Consider the following 22037-nt stretch of genomic DNA (forward strand, 5'->3'; position numbering starts at 1 on the left):
CACCTGTTGCAGCGTCGGATCCTCGGCGACCACCAGGGGCTGGGCGGGCAGGGTGGCGCGTTCGAGGGTATCGGTCTCGGTGTTCCACCAGACCACCTCCACCGGCGGCAGGACCTTGTCACCCGTGGATGTGGGAATCAGGGCGACCCGTTCCTCGCGTTGCCCGACCAGCCCGCGCGCCTGGGTCTGCAGCGACAGCCGCGGTTGCTCGGCATAGCGCTTCACGCCCTCGATCTCGGGCAGCACCAGCGGGGGGAGCTGACCGGGTGCCAGGCCTTCGGCACGCAGCTGCAGCGTCCGGGTCAGGGCACTGCCCTCGCGGGCGTCTTCCGGCGCGGGATTCCATTGTTGCGTCAGGGTCAGGCTGCGCGCGGGCACCCAGGGCGTCTGCGGCGGATAACTGGCCGGTTGTGGCAGAACCTCAAGGGTCAGCGCCGGGGTGCGCAGCTGGATCGGCTGGCCAGCGCGCGAGCTGTCGTCGAGGCCACCGGCGAGGGTGGCGCTGAAGGTCTGGGGTGGCAGCACCAGGGTACCGCTCTGCAGCGGATGGATGGCGTAGCGCCATTCGATCACGCCATGCCGTACCCCCTCGACGTCGCGCTCGTAGACCTGGGGGGGGCCGAGCAGATCCACCCGCGCATCGCTGGGATTGGGCGGGGTGAGCACATGGTCGTCATAGAGCGCCACGGCGTGGTAGAGGCGGATGGTCAGGATGGTTTCCGCCTGCACATAGAGCCGGGCGCGCTCCACCGCGGCTTCCAGGTAGACAGGTTCGCGGGCCTGGCGCCTGGCGGCGCTGGCTTCGACGGTAACCGTCAGCGGCTGGCTGCGGGCGCCGTCCAGGGTCAGGGCAGGAATGGTCAGGGCGCCGCTGGCCTTGGGTTGCAGGGTGACATTCCAGCGGGTGGTCACTCGCTCGCCGGGCGGCAGACTGTTCTGGCGGACCCCGAGCACGCGGAAGTCCTGCTCGAGCGGGCCGAGATCGGGCTTGCCGAACTGGGCGGGGTCGGTGGTCTCGAGGATGAGCTCCAGCGTCTCGTTCTGACCAAGCTGGTTGCGCTCCAGACGGGCGCTGAGATCCGCCGCCTGGAGCAGGGGCGCAAGCAGCGCGAGGGGCAGCAGCAACGGATAGGACTTCATTGCAGCGCGTTCTCCTCGCGTTGTTGTTGCTGGTACCAGAACTTGCGGCGCAGCAGCTCGGCCGGGTTGTCGGGGATCTCTCGCAGCCACTGTTCGGCCGCCTGACGCTGTTCTTCCGCCAGAGGATCTTCGGCATAGGCGGGACTGACGAGCCAGTCCGCGCCGGCCTGTGCCTGCTGCTGCGGGCTGGCCGCGGCGGCTGCAGCGGCCGGCGGGGTACCGCTATTGGCCGGTTCGTCCGCCTGGGCGCTGCTCTGGCTGGCGTTCTGCGCCTTGCGACTGCGGGCGGCGGCCTCGGCCTGGGCTGCGGCGCGTTGGGCGAGCAGGCGTTCGAGGCGATTGCGATTGCGCAGGGCGGGGGTCAGATCCGGGCGCAGCACCAGCGCCGCCCGGTAGGCGCGCAGGGCCTCCTCCAGGCGTCCGGCCATGGCCAGGGCGTTGCCGCGATTGTAGTGGCCGTCCGCCGACGGATCCCGGGCGAAGGCCGCGGCGGCGCCGCTGAAGTCGCCGGCGCGATAGAGCGCCACGCCACGCCAGCGCTCGTCGCTGAAGAGCTCGGCGGCCGCGCCAGCCTGATCGTCGGCCAGCAGCTGCAGGGCCTGCTGGTCGCGACGCAGCCAGAGGTCGTCCCAGCTGCCGGCCTGCGCCGGAGGGGGGATCAGCAGCAGGCAGAAGGGCAGGCTCAGCAGCCAGCCGCGGCGCGCGCCGCAGGCGACCAGGAGCAGCAGAGGCAGTAGCAGCAGGTAGCCCTGGTCGCGCCAATCCGAGGAGGCCCGGCCGTCGCTGACTCGCACGTCGCCGGGACGCTCCAGCAGGCCGAGACGGCGCAGGTCGCCGTCGTCACGCTGCAAGCGCTGATAGCGCCCGCCCAGTGCCTGGGCGGCACCCTGCAGATGGCCTTCGTCCAGTCGGGCGATGCGGATGCCGCCGGCGGCGTCGCTCAGGTAGTTGCCGGTCTCGGCGGCCACCGGAGCGCCCTGGGGCGTACCCGGGCCGAGGATCGCCAGTTGGCGCAGTCGACCCTGCAGCTGACGCTCGATACCCAGGCGCTCGCGGTCGTCCAGGTCGCTGGCGATGAGCAGCAGCCGGGCACTGGCGCTGGGCGCCGGACCGAGCAGCTCCAGGGCCTGGGCGATGCCCAGGTCGGCGCGCCGCCCGGGCACCGGCATGATCGACGGACGCAGCGCCTTGAGCAGGTTGTCCATGGTCGGCAGATCGTCGGTCAGGGGCACCAGGGTGTGGGCGCTGCCGGCATAGACGACGATGGCGGTCTCGCCATCCTGGCGCGCCTTGAGCAGATCCTGCAGCTTGCGCTGCACGGCCAGCAGGCGATTGGGGGTGACGTCGGTGGCGAGCAGGTCGGGCGTCAGCGCCAGCACCACCACCAGCGGATCGTTGCGGCGAAAGTTCTGCGCTTCGCCCTGCTGCCAGCTGGGGCCGGCCAGCGCCACGCAGGCCAGCACTCCGGCCAGGCCCAGCAGCACCAGGCCAAGGGGCGAGCGCTGGCGATCGCTGTCACTGAGCAGCCAGGGTTGCAGCGCCGGAGGCAGCAGCGCCTGCCAGTGCCCGTGGCGATGCCGGCGTCGGCGCAGCGAGCCGATCATCAGGGCGACCGGCACCAGGGCCAGCAGCCACCCGGGACGCAGGAACAGCGGCAGCCAGTCGTTCATCGGACCTTGCCTCCACGCTGCCAGCGCTGCGGCCACGGCAGGCGGCCGAGCGCCAGGGCCAGGCCGAGCAGCAGCGCCCCGGCCAGCGGCCAGGGATAGAGTTCACGGGTGGGACGGGCCTGGTCCGGCTGCTGGCGGATGGGTTCGAGGCGATCGAGCTGGCGCGACACGGCGGCCAGCTCGGTGCTGGATCGCACCCGGAAATAGGCGCCGTTGGTGACCTCGGCGAGGTGCCGCAGCATGGGTTCGTCGAGATCGCTGGGTGTCGCGCCGGCACCCAGGGTATCCGGATCGGCGCCGATGCCGAGGGTATAGACGCGCACCCGCTCGCTGGCCGCCAGGCTGGCCGCCACCGCGGGCGTCACCACGCCGCCGTTGCTGGCGCCATCGGTGACCAAGATCAGGGTGCGGCTGTTGTCCGGCCGCTTGCGCAGGTGCTTGACCGCCAGCCCCACGGCGTCGCCCACCGCCGTGTTGCGCCCCGCCAGGCCGATCTGGGCTTCTTCGAGGAGGGCATGCACGGTGCGTCGGTCGGCGGTCAGGGGCGCCTGCAGATAGGCCTGGGAGCCGAACAGGATCAGGCCGACACGATCGCCCTGGCGACTGTCGATGAAGCGGCCGAGCAGTTGCTTGACCAGCGTCAGGCGGCTGACATTCTCGTCGCCCAGCTGCATGTCCGGGGTGTCCATGGACCCGGAGACGTCCACCGCCAGCAGGAGGTCGCGCCCGCTCACGTCCAGCGGCTGGGGTGGCCCCACCCATTGCGGGCGCGCCGCGGCGGCCAGGATCAGCAGCCAGCCCAGTAGAAAGGGCAGCAGGCGGCGGGTGCCGCTCAGGCCGCCGGTGTGGCGGATGCGTCCGCCCAGGTGTTCGAGTTCACCGAGGAATTCCACGCGCAGGGCCGCCTGGCCGCTGTCGGCCGCGGGCAACAGCACGCGCAGCGCCCAGGGCAGCGGCAACAGCAGCCACAGCCAGGGCCAGGCGAATTCAAACATGCTTGCGGATCCAGGTGGCGACGGCGTCCTGCAGGCCGTCGATGACGCGGTCATTCAGCCGGCAGTCCGGGCGATAGCCGCCGTCGACCAGAATCATGTAGCGCGTCAGGCCGGCCGCCGGGCAGCGCGAATCGAGAAAGGCCAGCCAGTCGCGGCCGCTCAGGGTCTGGCTGAGCTGATCCGGATAGCTGGCGCGGCAGAGGCGCTTGAGCAGCGCATTCAGCGCCTGCAGCCAGGGTCCGGCGGGAGCGCCATAGGGACGCGGCAGGCGGGCCAGTTCGGCCAGGGCGGTGGTACGCAGATCCTCTTCGGTGGTCGCCTCGACGGGGAGCGCGCTGTCCAGCGGCCGCCGGCCGCGACGGTGGCGCAGAAAGAAACCCAGGGCCACCACGACCAGCAGCAGCAACCACCAGCCCGGCGCCGGTGGCCACCAGGCCGGTTCCGCTGGCAGCCGCAGCGGCTCCAGCGTCGGCAGGCCGGAGGTCACGAGGTGTACCCCGGGCGATGTTGCCGCAACAGGTGCCGCAACTGTTCGACCAGATCGTCCGCCGTGGACAGCGGCAGCAGCGGAATGCCCAGGCGCAGGCTGAGTTCGGTCCAGCGTTCACGGCGCTGCGCGGCCTGCTCGGCATAGCCCAGGCGGACGTCGGCGCGATCGGTATCCAGCTCCACCTCGGCCTGGCCGCTGGTGAAACGCAGCAGGCCGGCCTGGGGCAATGCATGATCCAGCGGATCGGAGAGCGGTAGCAGGACCAGGTCGCTGTGCCGCGAAAGCAGGGTGAGGTGCTGCTCGGTGGCCACGTCCAGGCTGCGCTCGTCGCAGATCACCAGCGCCAGGCTGCCGGGACGCAGCACCTCGCGAGCACGGCGCAGGACCTGGTTGAAGGTGATGCGCGGCACCTGGGCCAGGGCCGGATCCTGCAGCGCCCGATTGGCGTTGACCAGGTGATCGAAGAAGCGCAGCAGATTCTGCTTGCTGCGTCGCGGGCGCACCTCGTGCAGGCGTTCGCCGCCGAAGATCATGCCGCCGATACGGTCGTTGTGCTCCAGCACCGCCCAGCCGATCAGCGCGGCCAGCCGCCCGGCCAGCACCGACTTGAATTGCTGGCAGGTGCCGAAGAAGGTGCGCGGACTCTGCTCCAGCAGGAGATAGACCGGGCGCTCGCGCTCTTCATGGAACAGCTTAGTATGGGGTTCGCGGGTGCGGGCGGTGACGCGCCAGTCGATGGCCCGGACGTCGTCGCCGGGCTGATAGGCGCGCACCTGGTCGAAGTCCACGCCGCGCCCGCGCAGGCGCGAGTGGTGCAGGCCGATCAGCGGGCTGCGTCGTCCGGCCGCGGAAAACAGCTGCACCTCGACCACCCGGTGGCGCATTTCGATGAGCTCGGCCAGGCTCAGGGTCACGCCGTTGCGCTCGGCCATCTCAGGCCACGGCCACCAGATCGAGGATGCGCTGCACCACCCGGTCGTGGTCGATGCCGGCGGCTTCCGCCTCGAAGGACAGGATGACGCGGTGGCGCAGGACGTCAAAGACCACCGCCTGGATATCCTCCGGGCTGACGAAATCCCGCCCGGCCAGCCAGGCATGGGCGCGGGCGCAGCGATCCAGGGCGATGGAACCACGCGGGCTGGCGCCATAGGTGATCCAGTGCGCCAGGTCCTGGTCGAAGCGCCCCGGGGTGCGGGTCGCCATGATCAGCTGGACCAGGTATTCCTCCACGGCGTCGGCCATGTACAGCCCGAGCACCTCGCGCCGGGCCGCATTGATCTCCGCCTGGGTGACGCGCTCGGTCGGCAGGGTCTCGCCGTCCAGGGCTTCGCCACGGGCCTGGGCGAGGATGCGACGCTCCACCGAGGCATCGGGGTAGCCGATCTTGACGTGCATCAGGAAGCGATCGAGCTGGGCCTCGGGCAGCGGATAGGTGCCTTCCTGCTCGATGGGATTCTGGGTGGCCATTACTAGGAAGAGGTCGGGCAGGGCATAGGAGGTGCGGCCGATGCTCACCTGGCGTTCGGCCATGGCTTCCAGCAGCGCGGACTGCACCTTGGCCGGTGCCCGGTTGATTTCGTCGGCCAGTACCAGATTGTGGAAGATCGGCCCCTGCTGAAAGGAGAAGGTCGCCGTGTCCGGGCGATAGATCTCGGTGCCGGTGATGTCGGCCGGCAGCAGATCCGGAGTGAACTGGATGCGGTGGAAATCGGCCTCCAGGCCTTCCGCTAGGTCCTTGATGGCCTTGGTCTTGGCCAGCCCCGGGGCACCTTCCACCAGCAGATGACCATCCGCCAGCACCGCGATGAGCAGGCGCTCCACCAGGGTTTCCTGGCCAAGGATCTGGCTGGTCAGGTAGGTGCGAAGCATCTGCAGAGCGTCACGGTGAGCCATGGGACATCCTGAATACGGCACTGGAGCGGTCAAGGGTGCTGGATTTTACTGCAAGCGGCGGCTGCCGCCCATGCCTGGGCTGACGTCGCATCCAGAGCAGTCCTTGACGAAATTTTGACGAGCTCCTGCTCAGGCTGGGCGATTGACGGCACGGCAGAGGTCTCGCTTCGGCCAAGCCCGAGCGGCCAAGACTGGCGCGATCGCACCGGAGGGTTAAACTCCCACGCCTGCCGACCGCGCCGGAGGCCTCCGCGTGGCCGATCCCGAGCCGCTGGCCACGCGCCGCGAATCCCTGCTGCTTTTGACAAGGTGTTTTCATGTCGCAAACGGAAGTCACCCAATCCCCGCGCACCCCCGGCAGCCGCCCGGTGCCGACGCTGGGCAGCCACCTGAGCTTCGTCCTGGGCTGCGGCCTGGCGCTGCTGGTCATGTTCACCCTGCTGCGCCTGGCGTTGCTGGGCTACAACACCGACCTGATCGGTGATTCACACTTCGCCACCTTCGCCGAGGCCTTCTTCAACGGCGCACGCTTCGACCTGCGCCTAGTGGTCTATATCTGCGTGCCCTCGCTGCTCTGCCTGTTGAGCGCCAGAGCCATGGCCGCGCGCCGGTTGCAGGCCGGCTGGTTCACCCTGGCCGCCAGCCTCTGCCTGCTGCTGGGCGTCGGCGAGCTGAATTTCTATCGCGAATTCCACCAGCGCCTGAACAGCCTGGTGTTCCAGTACATGCAGGAAGACCTGCACACCGTTACCAGCATGATCTGGAACGGCTTCCCGGTGGTGCGCCTGCTGCTGGCCTGGGCCGTGGCGACCCTGCTGCTGGGCCTGGTGTTCTTTGGCGTCGAGCGGGCCACCCGGCGTCATGCCGCGGCGCGACCGGCCGCCTGGTATCGCCGGGGCGCGGTCTTCATGCTCTGCCTGGTGGTAGCCGTCATCGCCGCCCGTGGCACCCTGAGATCCGGGCCGCCGCTGCGCTGGGGCGACGCCTATACCACCGATTCGATGTTCGCCAACCATCTGGGTCTGAACGGCACCCTGACGCTGATCAATGCTGCCGAGAACAGCTTCTCCGATCATCGCGACAACAGCTGGAAGGCCACCATGCCGGCCGCCGAGGCGCTTGCCACCACCCGGCAGCTGCTGCTGACCCCCCGTGACGAACTGATCGACGCCGACAAGGCCGCCGTCCGCCGGATCTACACCCCGCCCACCGACGGCCAGCTGCCCAAGGTGCGCAACGTGGTGGTGATCCTCATGGAAAGCATGGCCGGTCGCTATATCGGCGCCCTGGGCAACGAAGACGGCATCACCACCAACTTCGACGCCCTGGCCAAGCAGGGCACCCTGTTCACCCGCTTCTTTTCCAACGGCACCCACACCCACCAGGGCATGTTCGCCACCATGGCCTGCTTCCCCAATCTGCCGGCCTTCGAGTACCTGATGCGCATGCCCGAGGGCGCCCACCAGTTCTCCGGGCTGCCGCAACTGCTCAGCACCCGCGGTTTCGACGACGTCTACGTCTACAACGGCAATTTCCAGTGGGACAACCAGTCCGGCTTCTTCAGCAACCAGGGCATGACTCGCTTCGTCGGTCGCGAAGACTTCGTCAATCCGGTGTTCATGGATCCGACCTGGGGTGTCTCCGACCAGGACATGTTCGACCGCTCGGTGCAGGAACTGGACACCCTGGCCAAGGCGCCGGACGGCAAGCCCTTCTATGCGTTGCTGCAGACCCTGTCCAACCACACCCCCTATGCGCTGCCCAAGGACCTGCCGGTCACCCCGGTCACCGGCCACGGCTCGCTCGACGAGCACCTCACCGCCATGCGCTATGCCGACTGGTCGCTGGGGCAGTTCTTCGCCAAGGTCAAGCAGGAGCCCTGGTACCAGGACACCCTGTTCGTCATCCTCGGTGACCATGGCTTCGGCAACAACGAGCAGATCACCGAGATGGACCTATCGCGCTTCAACGTGCCGCTGCTGCTGATCGGTCCGGGCGTGCAGGAAACCTTTGGCGCCCGGCGCGACACCGTGGGCAGCCAGATCGACGTGGTACCCACGGTGATGGCCCGCTTCGGCAAGCCGACCCAGCACCAGTGCTGGGGTCGCGACCTGCTGGGCCTGCCCCAGGGCGATCCGGGCGTGGCGGTGATCAAGCCGTCGGGCAGCGACCAGACCGTGGCCCTGGTCACCGGCGATCGCATCTTGGTCAAGCCGCGTGATCGCGACGCCGTGCTCTATCGCTATCACCTGGGCATCCAGGCCGGTGGCGAGGTGGTCAAGGGCGACGCCAGCGCGCCCGAGTTGCAGAAGCGCCTGGAGGCCTTCATCCAGATCGCCACCGCCAGCCTGCTCGGCAACACCACCGGCATGAACGACAGCAAGGCGGCCGCCACCCAGCGGCAGTAGCCTCGCGCGCCCATGAAAAAGGCCGCCCAGGGGCGGCCTTTTTCATGGCTGGTACGGATCAGGCCGCGATGATCACGTCCTCCGCCTGCAGACCCTTGTCCCGCTGGATCACCGAGAACTCCACGCGCTGGCCTTCCATCAGCACCCGGTGACCTTCGCCGCGGATCGCACGGAAGTGCACGAAGATATCGTCGCCGGTATCGCGGGAGATGAAGCCGAAGCCCTTGGAGGTATTGAACCACTTCACCGTGCCGCGCTCGCGGTCATCGGCCAGCGGGCGTGCTGGGGCGGCCGCAACCGGCGCCGGACGCGCGGTCTGGCGCGGGCGCGCCTCGGCATCGACCACCGGCGCGCTGCCGGCCTGGCCGCGAAACTTCTCCGGCAGGCTGGCCAGGGCGGCGACCAGGGTCAGCGCCAGCGGCACTAGCTCGGCCGGCAGGCCACCGATCTGCTCGAGGGGCGCCAGCAGGATGAAGGTCTGGGCCACGACGGCGAGCACCAGCAGGACGCTGGCGAGTTTCTGGGCGCCGCTGCTGCGGCTACGGGAGAAGGGTGTGAAGAGGAGGGTGGCAAGACCCAGCAGGGCCAGGTGGATGGACTCGGGTTGATCGAAGGACGAGGTATCGGACTGCAGTCCGGGAATCGCCGATAACAGGAGCGCAGCAGCGCCCACCACGACATGGACAGTAGATAACGTGTTCAATGTGAAATCACCTTGGGATAGATAACACGGGTCTGCCGAAACTGCCGGAGCGATGCCCGACAGCGGAATGACCCGGCGCGAAAAGCGCGTCCTTATTAAACCCAAAAGGTGAGAGCCGCTCAATCATGGCACCGTCGCGGGCCGTGGCCCGCGACGGTAGCCGGACTCAGGCGGCCAGCAGGCTGCGCAGCATCCAGGCGGTCTTTTCGTGGGTCTGCATGCGCTGGGTCAGCAGATCGGCGGTGGGCTCGTCGCTGACCTTGTCCAGCAGCGGGAAGATGCCCCGGGCGGTCCGCACCACGGCCTCCTGGCCCTGCACCAGCAGGCGGATCATCTCCTGGGCGTCCGGTACGCCTTCCTCTTCCTTGATGCTCGACAGCCGGGCGTAGGCGGCATAGGTGCCCGGCGCCGGGAAACCGAGGGCGCGGATGCGTTCGGCGATGTCGTCCACCGCCACGGCCAGCTCGGTGTACTGGGTCTCGAACATCAGGTGCAGGGTGTTGAACATCGGCCCGGTCACGTTCCAGTGGAAGTTGTGGGTCTTCAGATACAGGGTGTAGGTGTCGGCCAGGAGGCGCGACAGGCCCTCGGCGATCTGGGCACGATCCTGTTCGGCGATTCCGATGTTGATTTCCATGCTGACGGCTCCTGTGCGTCGGTTGCGAAGGGCTCCGAGGCTATCACAGAACCGCTGGCCGTTTAGCCAGTGTTCGCACGTCGAGCTGCGCGCCCGGCTACGGTAAAATCGCAACGGATGATATAGAATCTCCCGTTCAGTCGAGCACCCGGTCCTGCCGGCCCGGAGCCTCCACGCATTCAGCCTGTTCTAGAGAAGCGAAACCACGACCATGATGCGCAGCCACTATTGCGGCCAGTTGAACGAGAGCCTGGACGGCCAGGAAATCACCCTCTGCGGTTGGGTCCACCGCCGCCGTGACCACGGCGGGGTCATCTTCCTCGACATCCGCGATCGCGAAGGCCTGGCCCAGGTGGTGTTCGATCCGGATCGCGCCGAAACCTTCGCCAAGGCCGACCGCGTGCGCAGCGAATATGTCGTCAGGCTCACCGGCAAGGTGCGCCTGCGTCCCGAAGGCGCGCGCAATGCCAACATGGCCTCCGGCGCCATCGAGGTGCTGGGCTACGAGCTGGAAGTGCTCAACGAAGCGGAGACCCCGCCGTTCCCGCTGAACGAATACACCGACGTCGGTGAAGAGACCCGCCTGCGCTATCGCTTCATCGACCTGCGCCGTCCGGAGATGGCCGAGAAGCTCAAGCTGCGTTCGCGCATCACCTCCAGCATCCGCCGCTACCTGGACGAAAACGGTTTCCTCGACGTGGAAACCCCGATCCTGACTCGCGCCACCCCCGAGGGTGCCCGCGACTACCTGGTGCCCAGCCGCACCCATCCCGGCAGCTTCTTCGCCCTGCCGCAGTCGCCCCAGCTGTTCAAGCAGCTGCTGATGGTCGCCGGCTTCGATCGCTACTACCAGATCGCCAAGTGCTTCCGTGACGAAGACCTGCGTGCCGACCGCCAGCCGGAATTCACCCAGATCGACATCGAGACCAGCTTCCTCGATGAAAAAGACATCATGGACATCACCGAGACCATGGTGCGCAACCTGTTCAAGGAAGTGCTGGACGTCGAATTCGGCGAGCTGCCGCACATGACCCTGGCCGAAGCCATGCGTCGCTTCGGTTCCGACAAGCCGGACCTGCGCATCCCGCTGGAGCTGGTGGACGTGGAAGACCAGCTCAAGGACGTCGACTTCAAGGTCTTCGCCGGTCCGGCCAACGATCCCAAGTGCCGCGTCGCCGCCCTGCGCGTCCCGGGCGGGGCGAGCATGCCGCGCAAGCAGATCGACGACTACACCAAGTTCGTCGGCATCTATGGCGCCAAGGGCCTGGCCTACATCAAGGTCAACGAGCGCGCCGCCGGCGTCGAGGGCCTGCAGTCGCCCATCGTCAAGAACATCCCGCTGGACAACATCAACGTCATCCTCGACCGCGTCGGCGCGGTGGATGGCGACATAGTGTTCTTCGGCGCGGACAAGACCAAGGTCGTCTCCGAAGCCCTGGGCGCGCTGCGCATCAAGCTCGGCCACGACCTCAACCTGCTGACCTGCCAGTGGGCGCCGCTGTGGGTGGTCGACTTCCCGATGTTCGAGGAAAACGACGACGGCAGCCTGACTGCCATGCACCACCCCTTCACCTCGCCCAAGTGCGACCCGCAGGCGCTCAAGGCCAATCCGGGCGCAGCCCTGTCCCGGGCCTACGACATGGTGCTCAACGGCACCGAGCTGGGCGGCGGTTCCATCCGTATCCACGACAAGAAGATGCAGCAGGCGGTCTTCGAGGTCCTCGGCATCAGCGCCGAGGAACAGGAAGAGAAATTCGGCTTCCTGCTGGACGCCCTCAAGTTCGGTGCGCCGCCCCATGGTGGCCTGGCCTTCGGTCTGGATCGCCTGGTGATGCTGATGACCGGCGCCTCCTCGATTCGCGAAGTCATCGCCTTCCCGAAGACCCAGAGCGCGGCCGACGTCATGACCCAGGCGCCCGGCGCCGTCGATGCCAAGGCCCTGCGCGAGCTGCACATCCGCCTGCGCGAGCAGCCCAAGGCGGAATAAGTCTTATCGGAGGAGGGCGCCCAGGTGGATGCCCTCCGTTTCCCTTTTCAGTGCGCCGCGGCCCTCGCCGCCGGTGCCGTCTTCGTCAGAGATTGGAGTAGCTTATGGCCGGTCATTCCAAGTGGGCCAACATCAAGCATCGCAAAGAACGCCAGGATGCCAAGAAAGGCAAGATCTTCACCAAGATCATCCGTGAGCTGACCGTGGCCGCGCGCCAGGGCGGCGGCGTTCCGGCCGACAATCCCCGCCTGCGTCTGGCGGTGGACAAGGCGCTGACCGCCAACATGACCCGCGACACCATCGACCGGGCCATCGCCCGTGGCGTGGGTGCCGGCGAAGGCGAGAACGTCGAGGAACTGACCTATGAAGGCTACGCCCCGAGCGGTGTCGCCATCATCGTCGAAGCCATGACCGACAACCGCAACCGTACCGCCGCCGAAGTCCGCCATGCCTTCAACAAGTGCGGTGGCAACCTGGGTACCGACGGTTCGGTGGCCTATCTGTTCGAGCGCAAGGGCCAGATCAGCTATGCCCCCGGCCTGGACGAAGACGCCCTGATGGAAGCAGCCCTGGAGGCCGGCGTCGACGACGTGGTGGCCAACGACGATGGCTCCATCGACGTCTTCACCAGCTTCGCCGACTTCATCGCCGTCAACGAAGCCCTGACCGCCGCCGGCTACAAGGCCGACGAAGCCGAGGTGACCATGATCCCCTCGACCTCCGCGACCCTGGATCTGGACACCGCGCAGAAGGTGCTCAAGCTGATCGACATGCTCGAAGACCTGGATGACGTGCAGAACGTCTATTCCAACGCCGACATCCCCGAGGATGTCATGGAGCAGCTCGGCTGATGTCCCTCTACGAGCGCCTGCCGCCCGATGCGCCCGGCACCCTGGTGCTGGGCATCGACCCGGGCTCGCGGCTGACCGGCTTCGGCGTGGTGCGCGACACCGGGCGGGGCTGCGAATACGTGGCCTCCGGCTGCATCCGTACGGGAAACGGTCCTTTGCCCGAGCGGTTGCAGATCGTCTATCGCGGCGTGCGCGACGTCATCGCCCAGTACGGGCCGGTCACCATGGGTATCGAGCAGGTGTTCATGGCGCGCAACGCCGATTCGGCGCTCAAGCTGGGACAGGCCCGGGGTGCGGCCATCGTCGCCGGTGCCGAGGGTGGCCTGGAGATCTCCGAGTACACCGCGAGCCAGGTCAAGCAGGCCGTGGTCGGCAACGGCGGGGCGGACAAGCAGCAGGTGATGCTGATGGTCATGCACCTGCTGCGGCTGACCGAAAAGCCGCAGATCGACGCCTCCGACGCCCTGGCCATCGCCCTGTGCCATGCCCATACCCGGCAGAGCCTGGTGCCCCATGGCCTGCTGGCCACCCGCCGCCGCGGCGGTCGTCTGCGGCTCTAGTCCTGTTCGCTCAACCCTCTCGCTCCAACGTTAGGAAGGTAACCCTGTGATCGGTCGTCTACGTGGCACCCTGGCGGAAAAGCAGCCGCCGCATCTCCTGCTCGACGTGAGCGGAGTCGGCTACGAGGTCGAAGTGCCCATGACGACCCTTTATCGGCTGCCGGCCCAGGGTGAAATCGTCACATTGCATACCCACCTCGTGGTACGGGAAGATGCGCACCTGCTGTATGGGTTCGGGGAAAAGCGCGAGCGTGAGCTGTTTCGCGAGCTGATCCGGCTCAATGGTGTCGGCCCCAAGCTGGCCCTGGCGTTGATGTCCAGTCTCGAGGTGGATGAATTGGTTCGCTGCGTGCAAGCCCAGGACACGGCCGCCCTGGTCAAGGTGCCAGGGGTGGGCAAGAAGACTGCCGAGCGCCTGCTGGTCGAGCTGAAGGACCGCTTCAAGGCCTGGGAGAGCCTGCCCGGCATCGCTCCCCTGGTCCTGCCGAACCAGGCCGCCGTCGTGGCCAGCGCCGAGGCCGATGCGGTCAGCGCCCTGGTCGCCCTGGGCTTCAAGCCCCAGGAAGCCAGCCGCGCCGTCGCCGCCGTGGAGGGGGAAGACCTTTCCAGCGAGGAACTCATCCGTCGCGCCCTGAAGGGCATGGTCTGATCCCATGATAGAAACCGATCGCCTCATCTCGGGCACTGGCCGCGACCGTGAGGAATTCCAGGATCGCGCCATCCGTCCGGTGCGTCTGGCCGACTACATCGGCCAGCCGGTGGTACGCGACCAGATGGGGCTGTTCATCCAGGCCGCGAAGGGCAGGGGCGAGGCCCTCGACCACACCCTGATCTTCGGCCCACCTGGCCTGGGCAAGACCACCTTGGCCAACATCATCGCCCAGGAAATGCAGGTTTCCCTGAAGAGCACCTCGGGCCCCGTGCTGGAACGCCCGGGCGATCTCGCCGCGCTGCTGACCAACCTGGAAGCCGGTGATGTGCTCTTCATCGACGAGATCCATCGACTCTCACCCATCGTCGAGGAGGTGCTCTATCCGGCGATGGAGGACTACCAGCTCGACATCATGATCGGTGAAGGCCCGGCGGCTCGCTCCATCAAGCTGGATCTGCCGCCCTTTACCCTGATCGGCGCGACCACCCGCGCCGGCATGCTGACCAATCCGCTGCGCGACCGCTTCGGGATCGTCCAGCGTCTGGAGTTCTACGGCACCGCTGACCTGGCCACCATCGTCACCCGCTCGGCCGGTATCCTCGGTCTCGCCATCGAGGCCGAGGGGGCCATGGAAATCGCCCGCCGGGCGCGCGGCACGCCGCGGATCGCCAATCGCCTGCTGCGGCGGGTGCGGGACTTCGCCGAGGTGCGCGGGCAGGGTCACATCAGCCACGATATCGCCAGCCGTGCCCTGGATCTGCTGGACGTCGATGCCCAGGGATTCGATCACCAGGATCGCCGTCTGCTGCTGACCATGATCGACAAGTTCGACGGCGGCCCGGTGGGCGTCGACAGCCTCGCTGCCGCCATCAGCGAAGAGCGTCACACCATCGAAGACGTGCTGGAACCCTATTTGATCCAGCAAGGCTATATCATGCGCACGCCGCGCGGACGGGTGGTGACCCGCCATGCCTATCTGCACTTCGGGCTCAATCTGCCGACGCGTCTGGCCCAGGGTGGTACACCCGATCTGTTCGAGGTCAATGGTAATTAAATGCAGTTGCGAACATTTCTGATTGGCAACGGCGAGGCTAGGTTCTAGAGTATGCACGCGCAATCGCGGAGCCCATCGCCGTCCGTCCTCAGGTGTCGTGTCTACTACGAAGATACCGATGCCGGCGGCATCGTCTATTACGTCAACTACCTCAAGTTCATGGAACGCGCCCGCACCGAGCGACTGCGCGCGCTGGGCTATGCCCAGTCCGAACTCGCCCGGGATGGTCTGCTGTTCGTCGTCCATAGCAGCGAAGCGCGCTACCATGCGCCCGCGCGACTGGATGACGAGTTGCTGATCGGTGCCGAGGTGGTCGAGGCGAAGCGCGCCAGCCTCAGGTTTCACCAGGAGGTCCGGCGCGCCAGGGACGCTGTCCTGCTCTGTGAAGGGTGGGTGACGGTCGCCTGCGTGCGTGCTGACAGCTTCAGGCCCAGGGCTATCCCTGCAGCCATGCGAACGGTTCTTGCCGGAAGTCCGGCGTCAATTCAATCAGGAGATTAAGCGTGCAACCCAACGTCGACCATACGTCCATGTGGAGCCTCATCGCCAACGCCAGCTTGGTGGTGCAACTGGTGATGCTCATCCTGGTCGCAGCCTCTGTCACGTCATGGATCATGATCATCCAGCGCGGCAATGCCATGCGCGCCGCCAAGCGTTCCCTGGATGCCTTCGAAGAGAAATTCTGGTCTGGCATCGATCTGTCCAAGCTGTATCGCCAGGCCGGCAGTAACCCCGATCCGGACTCCGGCGTCGAGCAGATCTTCCGCGCCGGCTTCAAGGAATTCTCCCGCCTGCGTCAGCAGCCCGGAGTGGATCCCGATGCCGTGATGGAAGGCGTCTCGCGCGCCATGCGCGTCGCCATCTCCCGTGAGGAAGAAAAACTCGATCAGGCCCTGCCGTTCCTGGCCACCGTCGGTTCCACCAGCCCCTATGTGGGTCTGTTCGGTACCGTCTGGGGCATCATGAACTCCTTCCGCGGTCTGTCCACCGCTCAGCAGGCGACCCTGGCCACCGTGGCTCCCGGCATCGCCGAAGCCCTGATCGCCACCGCCATCGGTCTGTTCGCCGCCATTCCCGCCGTCGTGGCCTACAACCGCTTCGCTGCCCGCTCGGAAATGCTGATCAACCGCTACTACACCTTTGCGGACGAATTCCAGGCCATCCTGCACCGCAAAGTCCACACCAGCGACGAATAAAGAGGTATCCCATGGTCCCTCGCCGCAAGAAACGCAAGCCCGTCGCCGAGATGAACGTGGTGCCCTACATCGACGTGATGTTGGTGCTCCTCGTCATCTTCATGGTGACGGCGCCCATGCTCAACCAGGGCGTCAAGGTCGACCTGCCCAAGGTCGACAGTCAGGCCCTGCCGCAAGACAACGACAAGCAGATCCTCACCGTCTCGGTGAAGGCCAACGGTACCTACTACTGGAACGTCGGTTCCGAGGTGGATACAGATCAGAAGGCCAAGTCCGAGACCGCGGTGTCGCTGCCCCAACTGAGTCAGCAGGTCGGTGCCATCATGCGTCAGCGGGCGGACACCCAGGTGTTCATCCGGGGTGACAAGGCTGCCAACTACGGTGTCGTGGCCGGCGCCATGGGTGCCTTGCAACAGGCCGGCGTGCCCAACGTCGGGTTGATTACCGAGGCGCCTTGATGCGACACCGCGAGCGTTCGTCGTCCGAAAGTTATTTCTGGCCGGTCATCTGGGCAGTCGCCCTGCATGTGCTGATTTTCGGCCTGCTGTTTGTCAGCTTCGCCTTCACCCCTGAATTGCCCCAGTCGCGCCCGGTCGTCCAGGCCACCCTGGTCCAGCTCAAGTCCAAGAGTTCCGCGCAGGTGCAGACCGAGCAGAAACTGGCGGGGGAGGCGAAGAAGACCGCGGCCAAGCAGTACGAGCAGGAGCAGCTGGAGCAGCGTCGCGAGCAACAGGAAGCCCAGCGCGAAGCGGCGGCGGCCAAGGCGGCTCAGCAACAGAAGGAAGCCCAGCAACAGGCCGCGGAACAAAAGAAAGCCGACGACGCTCGAAAGGCGCAGCAAGCGGAAGCGGCGGCCAAAGCCGCCGAAGCCAAGGCTGAGGCCGAGAAACAGTCCGAGGCCGCCAAGGCGGCTGCGGAAGCCAAGCAGGCTGTCGAGCAGAAGAAGCAGGCGGATATCGCCAAGAAGAAGGCCGACGAAGCCGCCAAGCAGAAGGCAGCCGACGAAGCGGCCAAGAAGGCGGCGGCCGAAGCAGCCAAGCAGAAATCGGCGGAAGAGGCCAAGCAGAAGGCGGCGGCAGACGCGGCCAAGAAAGAGGCTGCAGCCGAGGCCGCCAAGAAGAAAGCGGCAGACGACGCCAAGAAGAAGGCTGCCCAGGCAGCTGCACGCAAGGCGGCGGAAGACAAGAAGGCGCAGGCGTTGGCCGAGTTGCTGTCCGATGATACCCAGCGGCAGCAGGCACTGGCCGAAGAGCAGGGCGACGAGGTGGCATCGAGTTTCGATGACCTGATCGTGCGTCTGGTCAGCGAGCAGTGGACGCGCCCGCAGTCGGCGCGCAACGGCATGAGCGTCGAGGTGCAGATCAACATGCTGCCCGACGGCACCATCACCAGCGCGACGGTTACCCGCTCCAGTGGCAACAAGGAATTCGACAATTCAGCGGTATCGGCCGTGCGTAACGTCGGTCGTATCCGTGAGCTGCAGCAGCTGGATCGCAAGACCTTCGATCAGCTGTACCGTCAGCGCCGCATGATCTTCAAACCGGAGGACCTGAGTCTGTGAACACCCTGATCCGTTACATCCTGCTGGGCCTGGTCCTGGTGGTGGGCTCCGCCCAGGCGGCCGATCCGCTGGTGATCTCCAGCGGTAGTGACCGTGCCATTCCGATCGCCGTCGTGCCCTTCGGTTGGCAGGGTGGTCAGCCGCTGCCGGAAGACCTGGGCAATGTTGTCAGCGACGACCTGCGCAACTCCGGGGTGTTCTCGCCGATTCCGCGCCAGAACATGCTGAGTCAGCCGAGCCAGGCCAGCGAAGTCATCTTCCGTGACTGGAAGGCGCTGGGCGCCAATTACGTGCTGGTAGGTAATGTCGTGCCCAACGGTGGCCGGCTGCAGATCAGCTACGCCCTGTTCAACGTCTCCACCGAGCAGCAGGTCCTGACTGGTAACGTCGGTGGCAGTACCGATCAGCTGCGCGACATGGCGCACTTCATTTCCGACCAGGCCTATGAAAAGCTGACCGGCGTGAAGGGTGCCTTCTCGACGCGCATCCTCTATGTGACCGCCGAGCGCTTCTCCGCCACCAACACCCGTTACACCCTGCAGCGTGCCGACTATGACGGTGCACGTGCCGTTACCCTGCTGCAGTCGCGCGAGCCGATCCTGTCGCCGCGTTTCGCGCCGGACGGCAAGCGCATCGCCTACGTCTCCTTCGAGCAGCAGCGCCCGCGCATCTTCATGCAGTACATCGACACCGGTCGCCGCGAGCAGCTGACCAATTTCGAAGGCCTGAATGGCGCGCCGGCGTTTTCGCCCGATGGCAATCGCCTGGCCTTCGTACTGTCCAAGGATGGCAACCCCGAGATCTATGTGATGGATCTCGGCTCGCGTGCCATTCGTCGTGTGACGAATGACTCCGCCATCGACACCGAGCCTTTCTGGGGCAAGGATGGCCAGACCATCTATTTCACCTCCGACCGCTCCGGCAAGCCGCAGATCTACAAGACCAGCGCCAATGGCGGGGGTGCTGAGCGCGTGACTTTCGTCGGTAACTACAACGCCAACCCGAAACTCTCGGCGGATGAAAAGACCCTGGTCATGGTGCATCGTCAGGAAGGTTTCACCAACTTCCAGATCGCTGCGCAGGACCTCCAGCGCGGCTCTGTGCGGGTGCTTTCCAACACCAGCCTCAACGATTCGCCCACTGTTGCGCCCAATGGCACCATGCTAATCTACGCCACCCGCCAGCAGGACCGAGGCGTACTGATGCTTGTCTCCATCAATGGTCGCGTCCGGATTCCTATTCCCACCGCCCAGGGTGACGTGCGCGAGCCTTCCTGGTCTCCTTACCTGAACTGACGGCTAATTAGAAAAGTCCTTAGTTACACCAACATTGCGGTTCTTTTAGGAGTTACATGATGGAAATGCTGAAATTCGGCAAGTTCGCTGCGCTGGCTCTGGCCATGGCCGTGGCCGTGGGCTGTTCCTCCAAGGGCGGCGACGCCTCCGGTGAAGGCGCTGGTGCTGGCGCTGGCGCCGGTGCTGTCGACCCTAACGCTGGCTACGGCGCCAACTCGGGTGCCGTCGACGGCAGCATGGGTGACGAAGCCGCTCTGCGCGCCATCACCACCTTCTACTTCGAGTACGACAGCTCCGACCTGAAGCCGGAAGCCATGCGCGCTCTGGACGTTCACGCCCGGGACCTGAAGGCCAGCGGCCAGCGCGTCGTTCTGGAAGGCAACACCGACGAACGCGGTACCCGCGAGTACAACCTGGCGCTGGGCGAGCGTCGTGCCAAGGCCGTTCAGCGCTACCTGGTGCTGCAGGGCGTGTCCCCGGCTCAGCTGGAGCTGGTGTCCTACGGTAAAGAGCGTCCGGTTGCCGTCGGTCACGACGAGGCTTCCTGGGCTCAGAACCGTCGCGTCGAGCTGAAGAAGTAATAAACGATGTCCAAGCGCCTGCAGTTCTTGATCGCCCTGACCCTTGGTGTACCGGTTGTCGCCGGGGCTCAGGTTCCCGTACAGGATGGTAGTTATGGCGTTGCCCAGTCCGCTGGGCAAGGCTATGGCAACGCAGGCGCGGCCAGTGCCGGAAACGGGGCTTCCGTTTCCGGCATGGGTCAACTGTTCATGCAGTTGCAACAGATGCAGGACGATATCGCGCGCCTGCGTGGCCAGGTCGAGGTTCAGGAAAACGAGATCCGCCAGCTCAAGCAGGAAGGATTGGATCGTTACCAGGATCTGGATGGCCGTATTTCCCAGCTTTCTTCCGCTCCTGCCAATGCAGGTGCCGAAGCCGCTGCGGGTGCCGCCCAGGGTGGTGCCATCGCGGCCAACAATACGCCGACCCCGCCTGCTTCCGCAGGGACACCGGCCGCCAGTAGCGAACCGGGCGATCCAGCGAAGGAAAAGCTCTACTACGATGCTGCCTTCGATCTGATCAAAGCCAAGGATTTCGACAAGGCCAGTCAGGCGTTCAACGCCTTTCTGCGCAAATATCCCAACAGTCAGTACGCCGGCAACGCCCAATACTGGCTGGGTGAGGTGAATCTGGCCAAGGGCGATCTGCAGGCCGCAGGCCAGGCTTTCGCCAAGGTCAGTCAGGCCTATCCCACCAGCAACAAGGTGCCGGATTCGCTCTATAAACTGGGTGGGGTCGAGCAGAAGCTTGGCCGCACCGATCGGGCCAAGGGCATGTACCAGCAGGTCATCAGCCAGTATCCCGGAACCTCCGCTGCGCAACTGGCGCAGCGGGATCTGAAAAGCCTGCCCTAGCGCAGGCTTTTTTCTTCTATCTACCGCAACGGAGGCGGATGGCCTGTGTAGCCGTCACGCCCGTGGCTTTCATGCAAAAAGATACCCTACGTCTTACCGAAATCTTCTATTCGCTCCAGGGTGAAGCCCGCACTGCCGGTCTTCCCACCGTCTTTGTCCGCCTTACCGGCTGTCCCCTGCGCTGTCACTATTGCGACACGGCCTATGCCTTCACCGGCGGCGAGATCCATCACCTGGATGCCATCCTGGAGCAGGTCGCGAGCTACCGGCCGCGGCACATCTGCGTGACCGGTGGCGAGCCACTGGCCCAGCCCAATTGCCTCAAGCTGCTCGAACAACTGTGCGATGCCGGTTACCAGGTATCCCTGGAAACCAGTGGCGCCCTGGATGTCAGTGGCGTGGATGTGCGCGTGAGCAAGGTCGTCGACCTCAAGACGCCAGGGTCGGGGGAGGTGGGGCGCAACCTGTACGCCAACCTTGACCACCTGACGCCCAACGATCAGATCAAGTTCGTCATCTGCTCCCGCGAGGACTATGACTGGGCGGTTTCCAAGCTGATCGAGTATCGCCTTGAGCAACGGGCAGGTGAGGTGTTGTTCTCGCCCAGCCATGGCCAGGTGGTGCCGCGTGAGCTGGCGGAGTGGATCGTGGCGGACAATCTGCCGGTGCGCTTCCAGCTGCAGCTGCACAAGATTCTCTGGAACGACGAGCCGGGACACTGAGCATGAATCAGCCTAAAGCGGTCATCCTTCTCTCTGGCGGCCTGGACTCCGCCACCATCGTCGCCATGGCCAAGGCTCAGGGCTTCGCCTGCTACACCATGAGTTTTGACTACGGTCAGCGCCATAGAGCCGAGCTGCAGGCCGCCGAGCGCGTGGCGCGCCAGTTGGGGGTCGTCGAGCACAAGGTGATCGGCCTGGATCTCAACGGCATCGGCGGCTCGGCGCTTACCGATCCGAATATCGCCGTCCCGGAGACCCCGGGCGAGGGCATCCCCGTCACCTACGTGCCGGCGCGCAACACCGTGTTCCTGTCGCTGGCCCTGGGTTGGGCCGAGGTGCTTGGCGCCCGTCATCTCTTCATCGGGGTAAACGCGGTGGACTACTCCGGTTATCCGGATTGTCGGCCGGAATTCGTCGAAGCCTTCGAGCGCCTGGCCAATCTCGCCACCAAGGCCGGTGTGGAAGGGGATAGCTTCAAGATCGAAGCCCCGCTGCAATTCCTCTCCAAGGCGCAGATTGTCCAGGCCGGCAGCCAGCTGGGTGTGGACTATGGCCTGACCGTCTCCTGCTACCAGGCCGACGACGAGGGTAAGGCCTGCGGGCGCTGCGACAGCTGCCGCCTGCGCGCCGAAGGCTTCAAGGCGGCGGGAATTTCGGACCCTACGCGCTACCAGTAAAAAATTTTCATCTAGGGTGTTGATTCTCCTGAGAAAATCGCTAGAATGGCGCCCACTAACGGGTCGTTAGCTCAGTCGGTAGAGCAGTTGGCTTTTAACCAATTGGTCGCAGGTTCGAATCCTGCACGACC

Annotated in this window: 23 protein-coding genes and 1 pseudogene; 15 read left to right on the forward strand and 9 right to left on the reverse strand. The window is 65.9% G+C overall.

Annotated elements, in window-relative coordinates:
* From GSQ95_RS23805 to GSQ95_RS23830, 6 genes are all read right to left on the reverse strand, one after another.
* On the reverse strand, nucleotides 1-1140 hold a 1140-nt coding region (locus GSQ95_RS23805; protein WP_158973936.1), incomplete at its 3' end, for a BatD family protein.
* Nucleotides 1137-2810 carry a tetratricopeptide repeat protein gene (locus GSQ95_RS23810; RefSeq protein ID WP_158897111.1) on the reverse strand — a complete coding sequence of 558 codons (1674 nt, stop codon included), beginning with the start codon at nucleotides 2808-2810 and terminating at the stop codon, nucleotides 1137-1139. The genes GSQ95_RS23805 and GSQ95_RS23810, both read right to left, overlap by 4 nt.
* Nucleotides 2807-3805 (reverse strand): VWA domain-containing protein, encoded by a 999-nt coding sequence (locus GSQ95_RS23815; RefSeq protein ID WP_158973938.1) that lies wholly within the window; start codon nucleotides 3803-3805, stop codon nucleotides 2807-2809. Before GSQ95_RS23815 ends, GSQ95_RS23810 begins: the two co-directional genes overlap by 4 nt.
* The gene (locus tag GSQ95_RS23820; RefSeq protein ID WP_158896749.1) at nucleotides 3798-4292 is read right to left on the reverse strand and encodes a DUF4381 domain-containing protein; all 495 of its coding nucleotides are present in this window, start codon (nucleotides 4290-4292) and stop codon (nucleotides 3798-3800) included. Before GSQ95_RS23820 ends, GSQ95_RS23815 begins: the two co-directional genes overlap by 8 nt.
* A complete protein-coding gene (locus GSQ95_RS23825; protein WP_158896748.1) occupies nucleotides 4289-5227 on the reverse strand; it encodes a DUF58 domain-containing protein in 939 nt (312 codons plus the stop codon). The genes GSQ95_RS23820 and GSQ95_RS23825 overlap by 4 nt, the downstream gene beginning before the upstream one ends.
* Nucleotide 5228: 1 nt before the next feature.
* Entirely contained in the window at nucleotides 5229-6188 is a 960-nt protein-coding gene (locus GSQ95_RS23830; RefSeq protein ID WP_133862363.1) for a MoxR family ATPase, read from the reverse strand.
* A gap of 317 nt (nucleotides 6189-6505) precedes the next feature.
* Between GSQ95_RS23830 and GSQ95_RS23835 the strand changes: the two genes are divergently transcribed.
* Nucleotides 6506-8596, forward strand: a complete 2091-nt coding sequence (locus GSQ95_RS23835) for an LTA synthase family protein (protein ID WP_158896747.1) — start codon at nucleotides 6506-6508, stop codon at nucleotides 8594-8596.
* 58 nt (nucleotides 8597-8654) lie between these two features.
* Here GSQ95_RS23835 and GSQ95_RS26740 read toward each other — a convergent pair whose 3' ends face one another.
* From GSQ95_RS26740 to GSQ95_RS23845, 3 genes and pseudogenes are all read right to left on the reverse strand, one after another.
* A complete protein-coding gene (locus GSQ95_RS26740; protein ID WP_166655908.1) occupies nucleotides 8655-8870 on the reverse strand; it encodes a cold shock domain-containing protein in 216 nt (71 codons plus the stop codon).
* A gap of 120 nt (nucleotides 8871-8990) precedes the next feature.
* Nucleotides 8991-9422: pseudogene (locus GSQ95_RS26920) on the reverse strand (cold shock domain-containing protein membrane protein); the annotation flags it as partial.
* Between the two features lie 43 nt (nucleotides 9423-9465).
* A complete protein-coding gene (locus tag GSQ95_RS23845) occupies nucleotides 9466-9936 on the reverse strand; it encodes a Dps family protein (protein ID WP_132832088.1) in 471 nt (156 codons plus the stop codon).
* Nucleotides 9937-10147: 211 nt separating this feature from the next.
* Between GSQ95_RS23845 and aspS the strand changes: the two genes are divergently transcribed.
* The 14 genes from aspS (at nucleotide 10148) to queC (ending at nucleotide 21906) form a co-directional block, all read left to right on the forward strand.
* Nucleotides 10148-11923 carry an aspartate--tRNA ligase gene (gene aspS, locus GSQ95_RS23850; RefSeq protein ID WP_133861231.1) on the forward strand — a complete coding sequence of 592 codons (1776 nt, stop codon included), beginning with the start codon at nucleotides 10148-10150 and terminating at the stop codon, nucleotides 11921-11923.
* Between the two features lie 104 nt (nucleotides 11924-12027).
* Nucleotides 12028-12774 carry a YebC/PmpR family DNA-binding transcriptional regulator gene (locus tag GSQ95_RS23855; RefSeq protein WP_158896746.1) on the forward strand — a complete coding sequence of 249 codons (747 nt, stop codon included), beginning with the start codon at nucleotides 12028-12030 and terminating at the stop codon, nucleotides 12772-12774.
* Complete coding sequence (gene ruvC, locus GSQ95_RS23860) at nucleotides 12774-13334, forward strand: crossover junction endodeoxyribonuclease RuvC (RefSeq protein ID WP_007160336.1); 561 nt, start codon at nucleotides 12774-12776, stop codon at nucleotides 13332-13334. The genes GSQ95_RS23855 and ruvC overlap by 1 nt, the downstream gene beginning before the upstream one ends.
* 46 nt (nucleotides 13335-13380) lie before the next feature.
* On the forward strand, nucleotides 13381-13983 hold the full coding sequence (gene ruvA / locus GSQ95_RS23865) for a Holliday junction branch migration protein RuvA (protein ID WP_158896745.1): 603 nt from the start codon (nucleotides 13381-13383) through the stop codon (nucleotides 13981-13983).
* A gap of 4 nt (nucleotides 13984-13987) precedes the next feature.
* The gene (ruvB, locus tag GSQ95_RS23870) at nucleotides 13988-15040 is read left to right on the forward strand and encodes a Holliday junction branch migration DNA helicase RuvB (RefSeq protein WP_158896744.1); all 1053 of its coding nucleotides are present in this window, start codon (nucleotides 13988-13990) and stop codon (nucleotides 15038-15040) included.
* Nucleotides 15041-15091: 51 nt separating this feature from the next.
* Nucleotides 15092-15541 (forward strand): tol-pal system-associated acyl-CoA thioesterase, encoded by a 450-nt coding sequence (gene ybgC / locus GSQ95_RS23875; RefSeq protein ID WP_158896743.1) that lies wholly within the window; start codon nucleotides 15092-15094, stop codon nucleotides 15539-15541.
* Nucleotides 15542-15543: 2 nt separating this feature from the next.
* Nucleotides 15544-16236 (forward strand): protein TolQ, encoded by a 693-nt coding sequence (gene tolQ, locus GSQ95_RS23880; RefSeq protein ID WP_133861226.1) that lies wholly within the window; start codon nucleotides 15544-15546, stop codon nucleotides 16234-16236.
* Between the two features lie 11 nt (nucleotides 16237-16247).
* Complete coding sequence (gene tolR, locus GSQ95_RS23885) at nucleotides 16248-16694, forward strand: protein TolR (RefSeq protein WP_133861225.1); 447 nt, start codon at nucleotides 16248-16250, stop codon at nucleotides 16692-16694.
* Nucleotides 16694-17797: a cell envelope integrity protein TolA gene (tolA, locus tag GSQ95_RS23890; RefSeq protein ID WP_158896751.1), complete on the forward strand. Its 1104-nt coding sequence runs from the start codon at nucleotides 16694-16696 to the stop codon at nucleotides 17795-17797. Before tolR ends, tolA begins: the two co-directional genes overlap by 1 nt.
* Nucleotides 17794-19092 carry a Tol-Pal system beta propeller repeat protein TolB gene (tolB, locus tag GSQ95_RS23895; RefSeq protein ID WP_158896742.1) on the forward strand — a complete coding sequence of 433 codons (1299 nt, stop codon included), beginning with the start codon at nucleotides 17794-17796 and terminating at the stop codon, nucleotides 19090-19092. The genes tolA and tolB overlap by 4 nt, the downstream gene beginning before the upstream one ends.
* A 59-nt stretch (nucleotides 19093-19151) precedes the next feature.
* Nucleotides 19152-19673, forward strand: coding sequence for a peptidoglycan-associated lipoprotein Pal (gene pal / locus GSQ95_RS23900; RefSeq protein ID WP_007160328.1), 522 nt, complete (start codon nucleotides 19152-19154; stop codon nucleotides 19671-19673).
* Nucleotides 19674-19679: 6 nt separating this feature from the next.
* Nucleotides 19680-20507, forward strand: coding sequence for a tol-pal system protein YbgF (ybgF, locus tag GSQ95_RS23905; RefSeq protein WP_158896741.1), 828 nt, complete (start codon nucleotides 19680-19682; stop codon nucleotides 20505-20507).
* 71 nt (nucleotides 20508-20578) lie between these two features.
* Nucleotides 20579-21229, forward strand: coding sequence for a 7-carboxy-7-deazaguanine synthase QueE (queE, locus tag GSQ95_RS23910; RefSeq protein ID WP_158896740.1), 651 nt, complete (start codon nucleotides 20579-20581; stop codon nucleotides 21227-21229).
* A 2-nt stretch (nucleotides 21230-21231) separates the two neighbouring features.
* A complete protein-coding gene (gene queC, locus GSQ95_RS23915; protein WP_158896739.1) occupies nucleotides 21232-21906 on the forward strand; it encodes a 7-cyano-7-deazaguanine synthase QueC in 675 nt (224 codons plus the stop codon).
* Nucleotides 21907-22037 lie beyond the last annotated feature (131 nt).

The sequence above is a fragment of the Pseudomonas sp. BAV 4579 genome (genome assembly GCF_009765395.1).
GTDB classification, from domain to species: domain Bacteria; phylum Pseudomonadota; class Gammaproteobacteria; order Pseudomonadales; family Pseudomonadaceae; genus Chryseomonas; species Chryseomonas aestiva.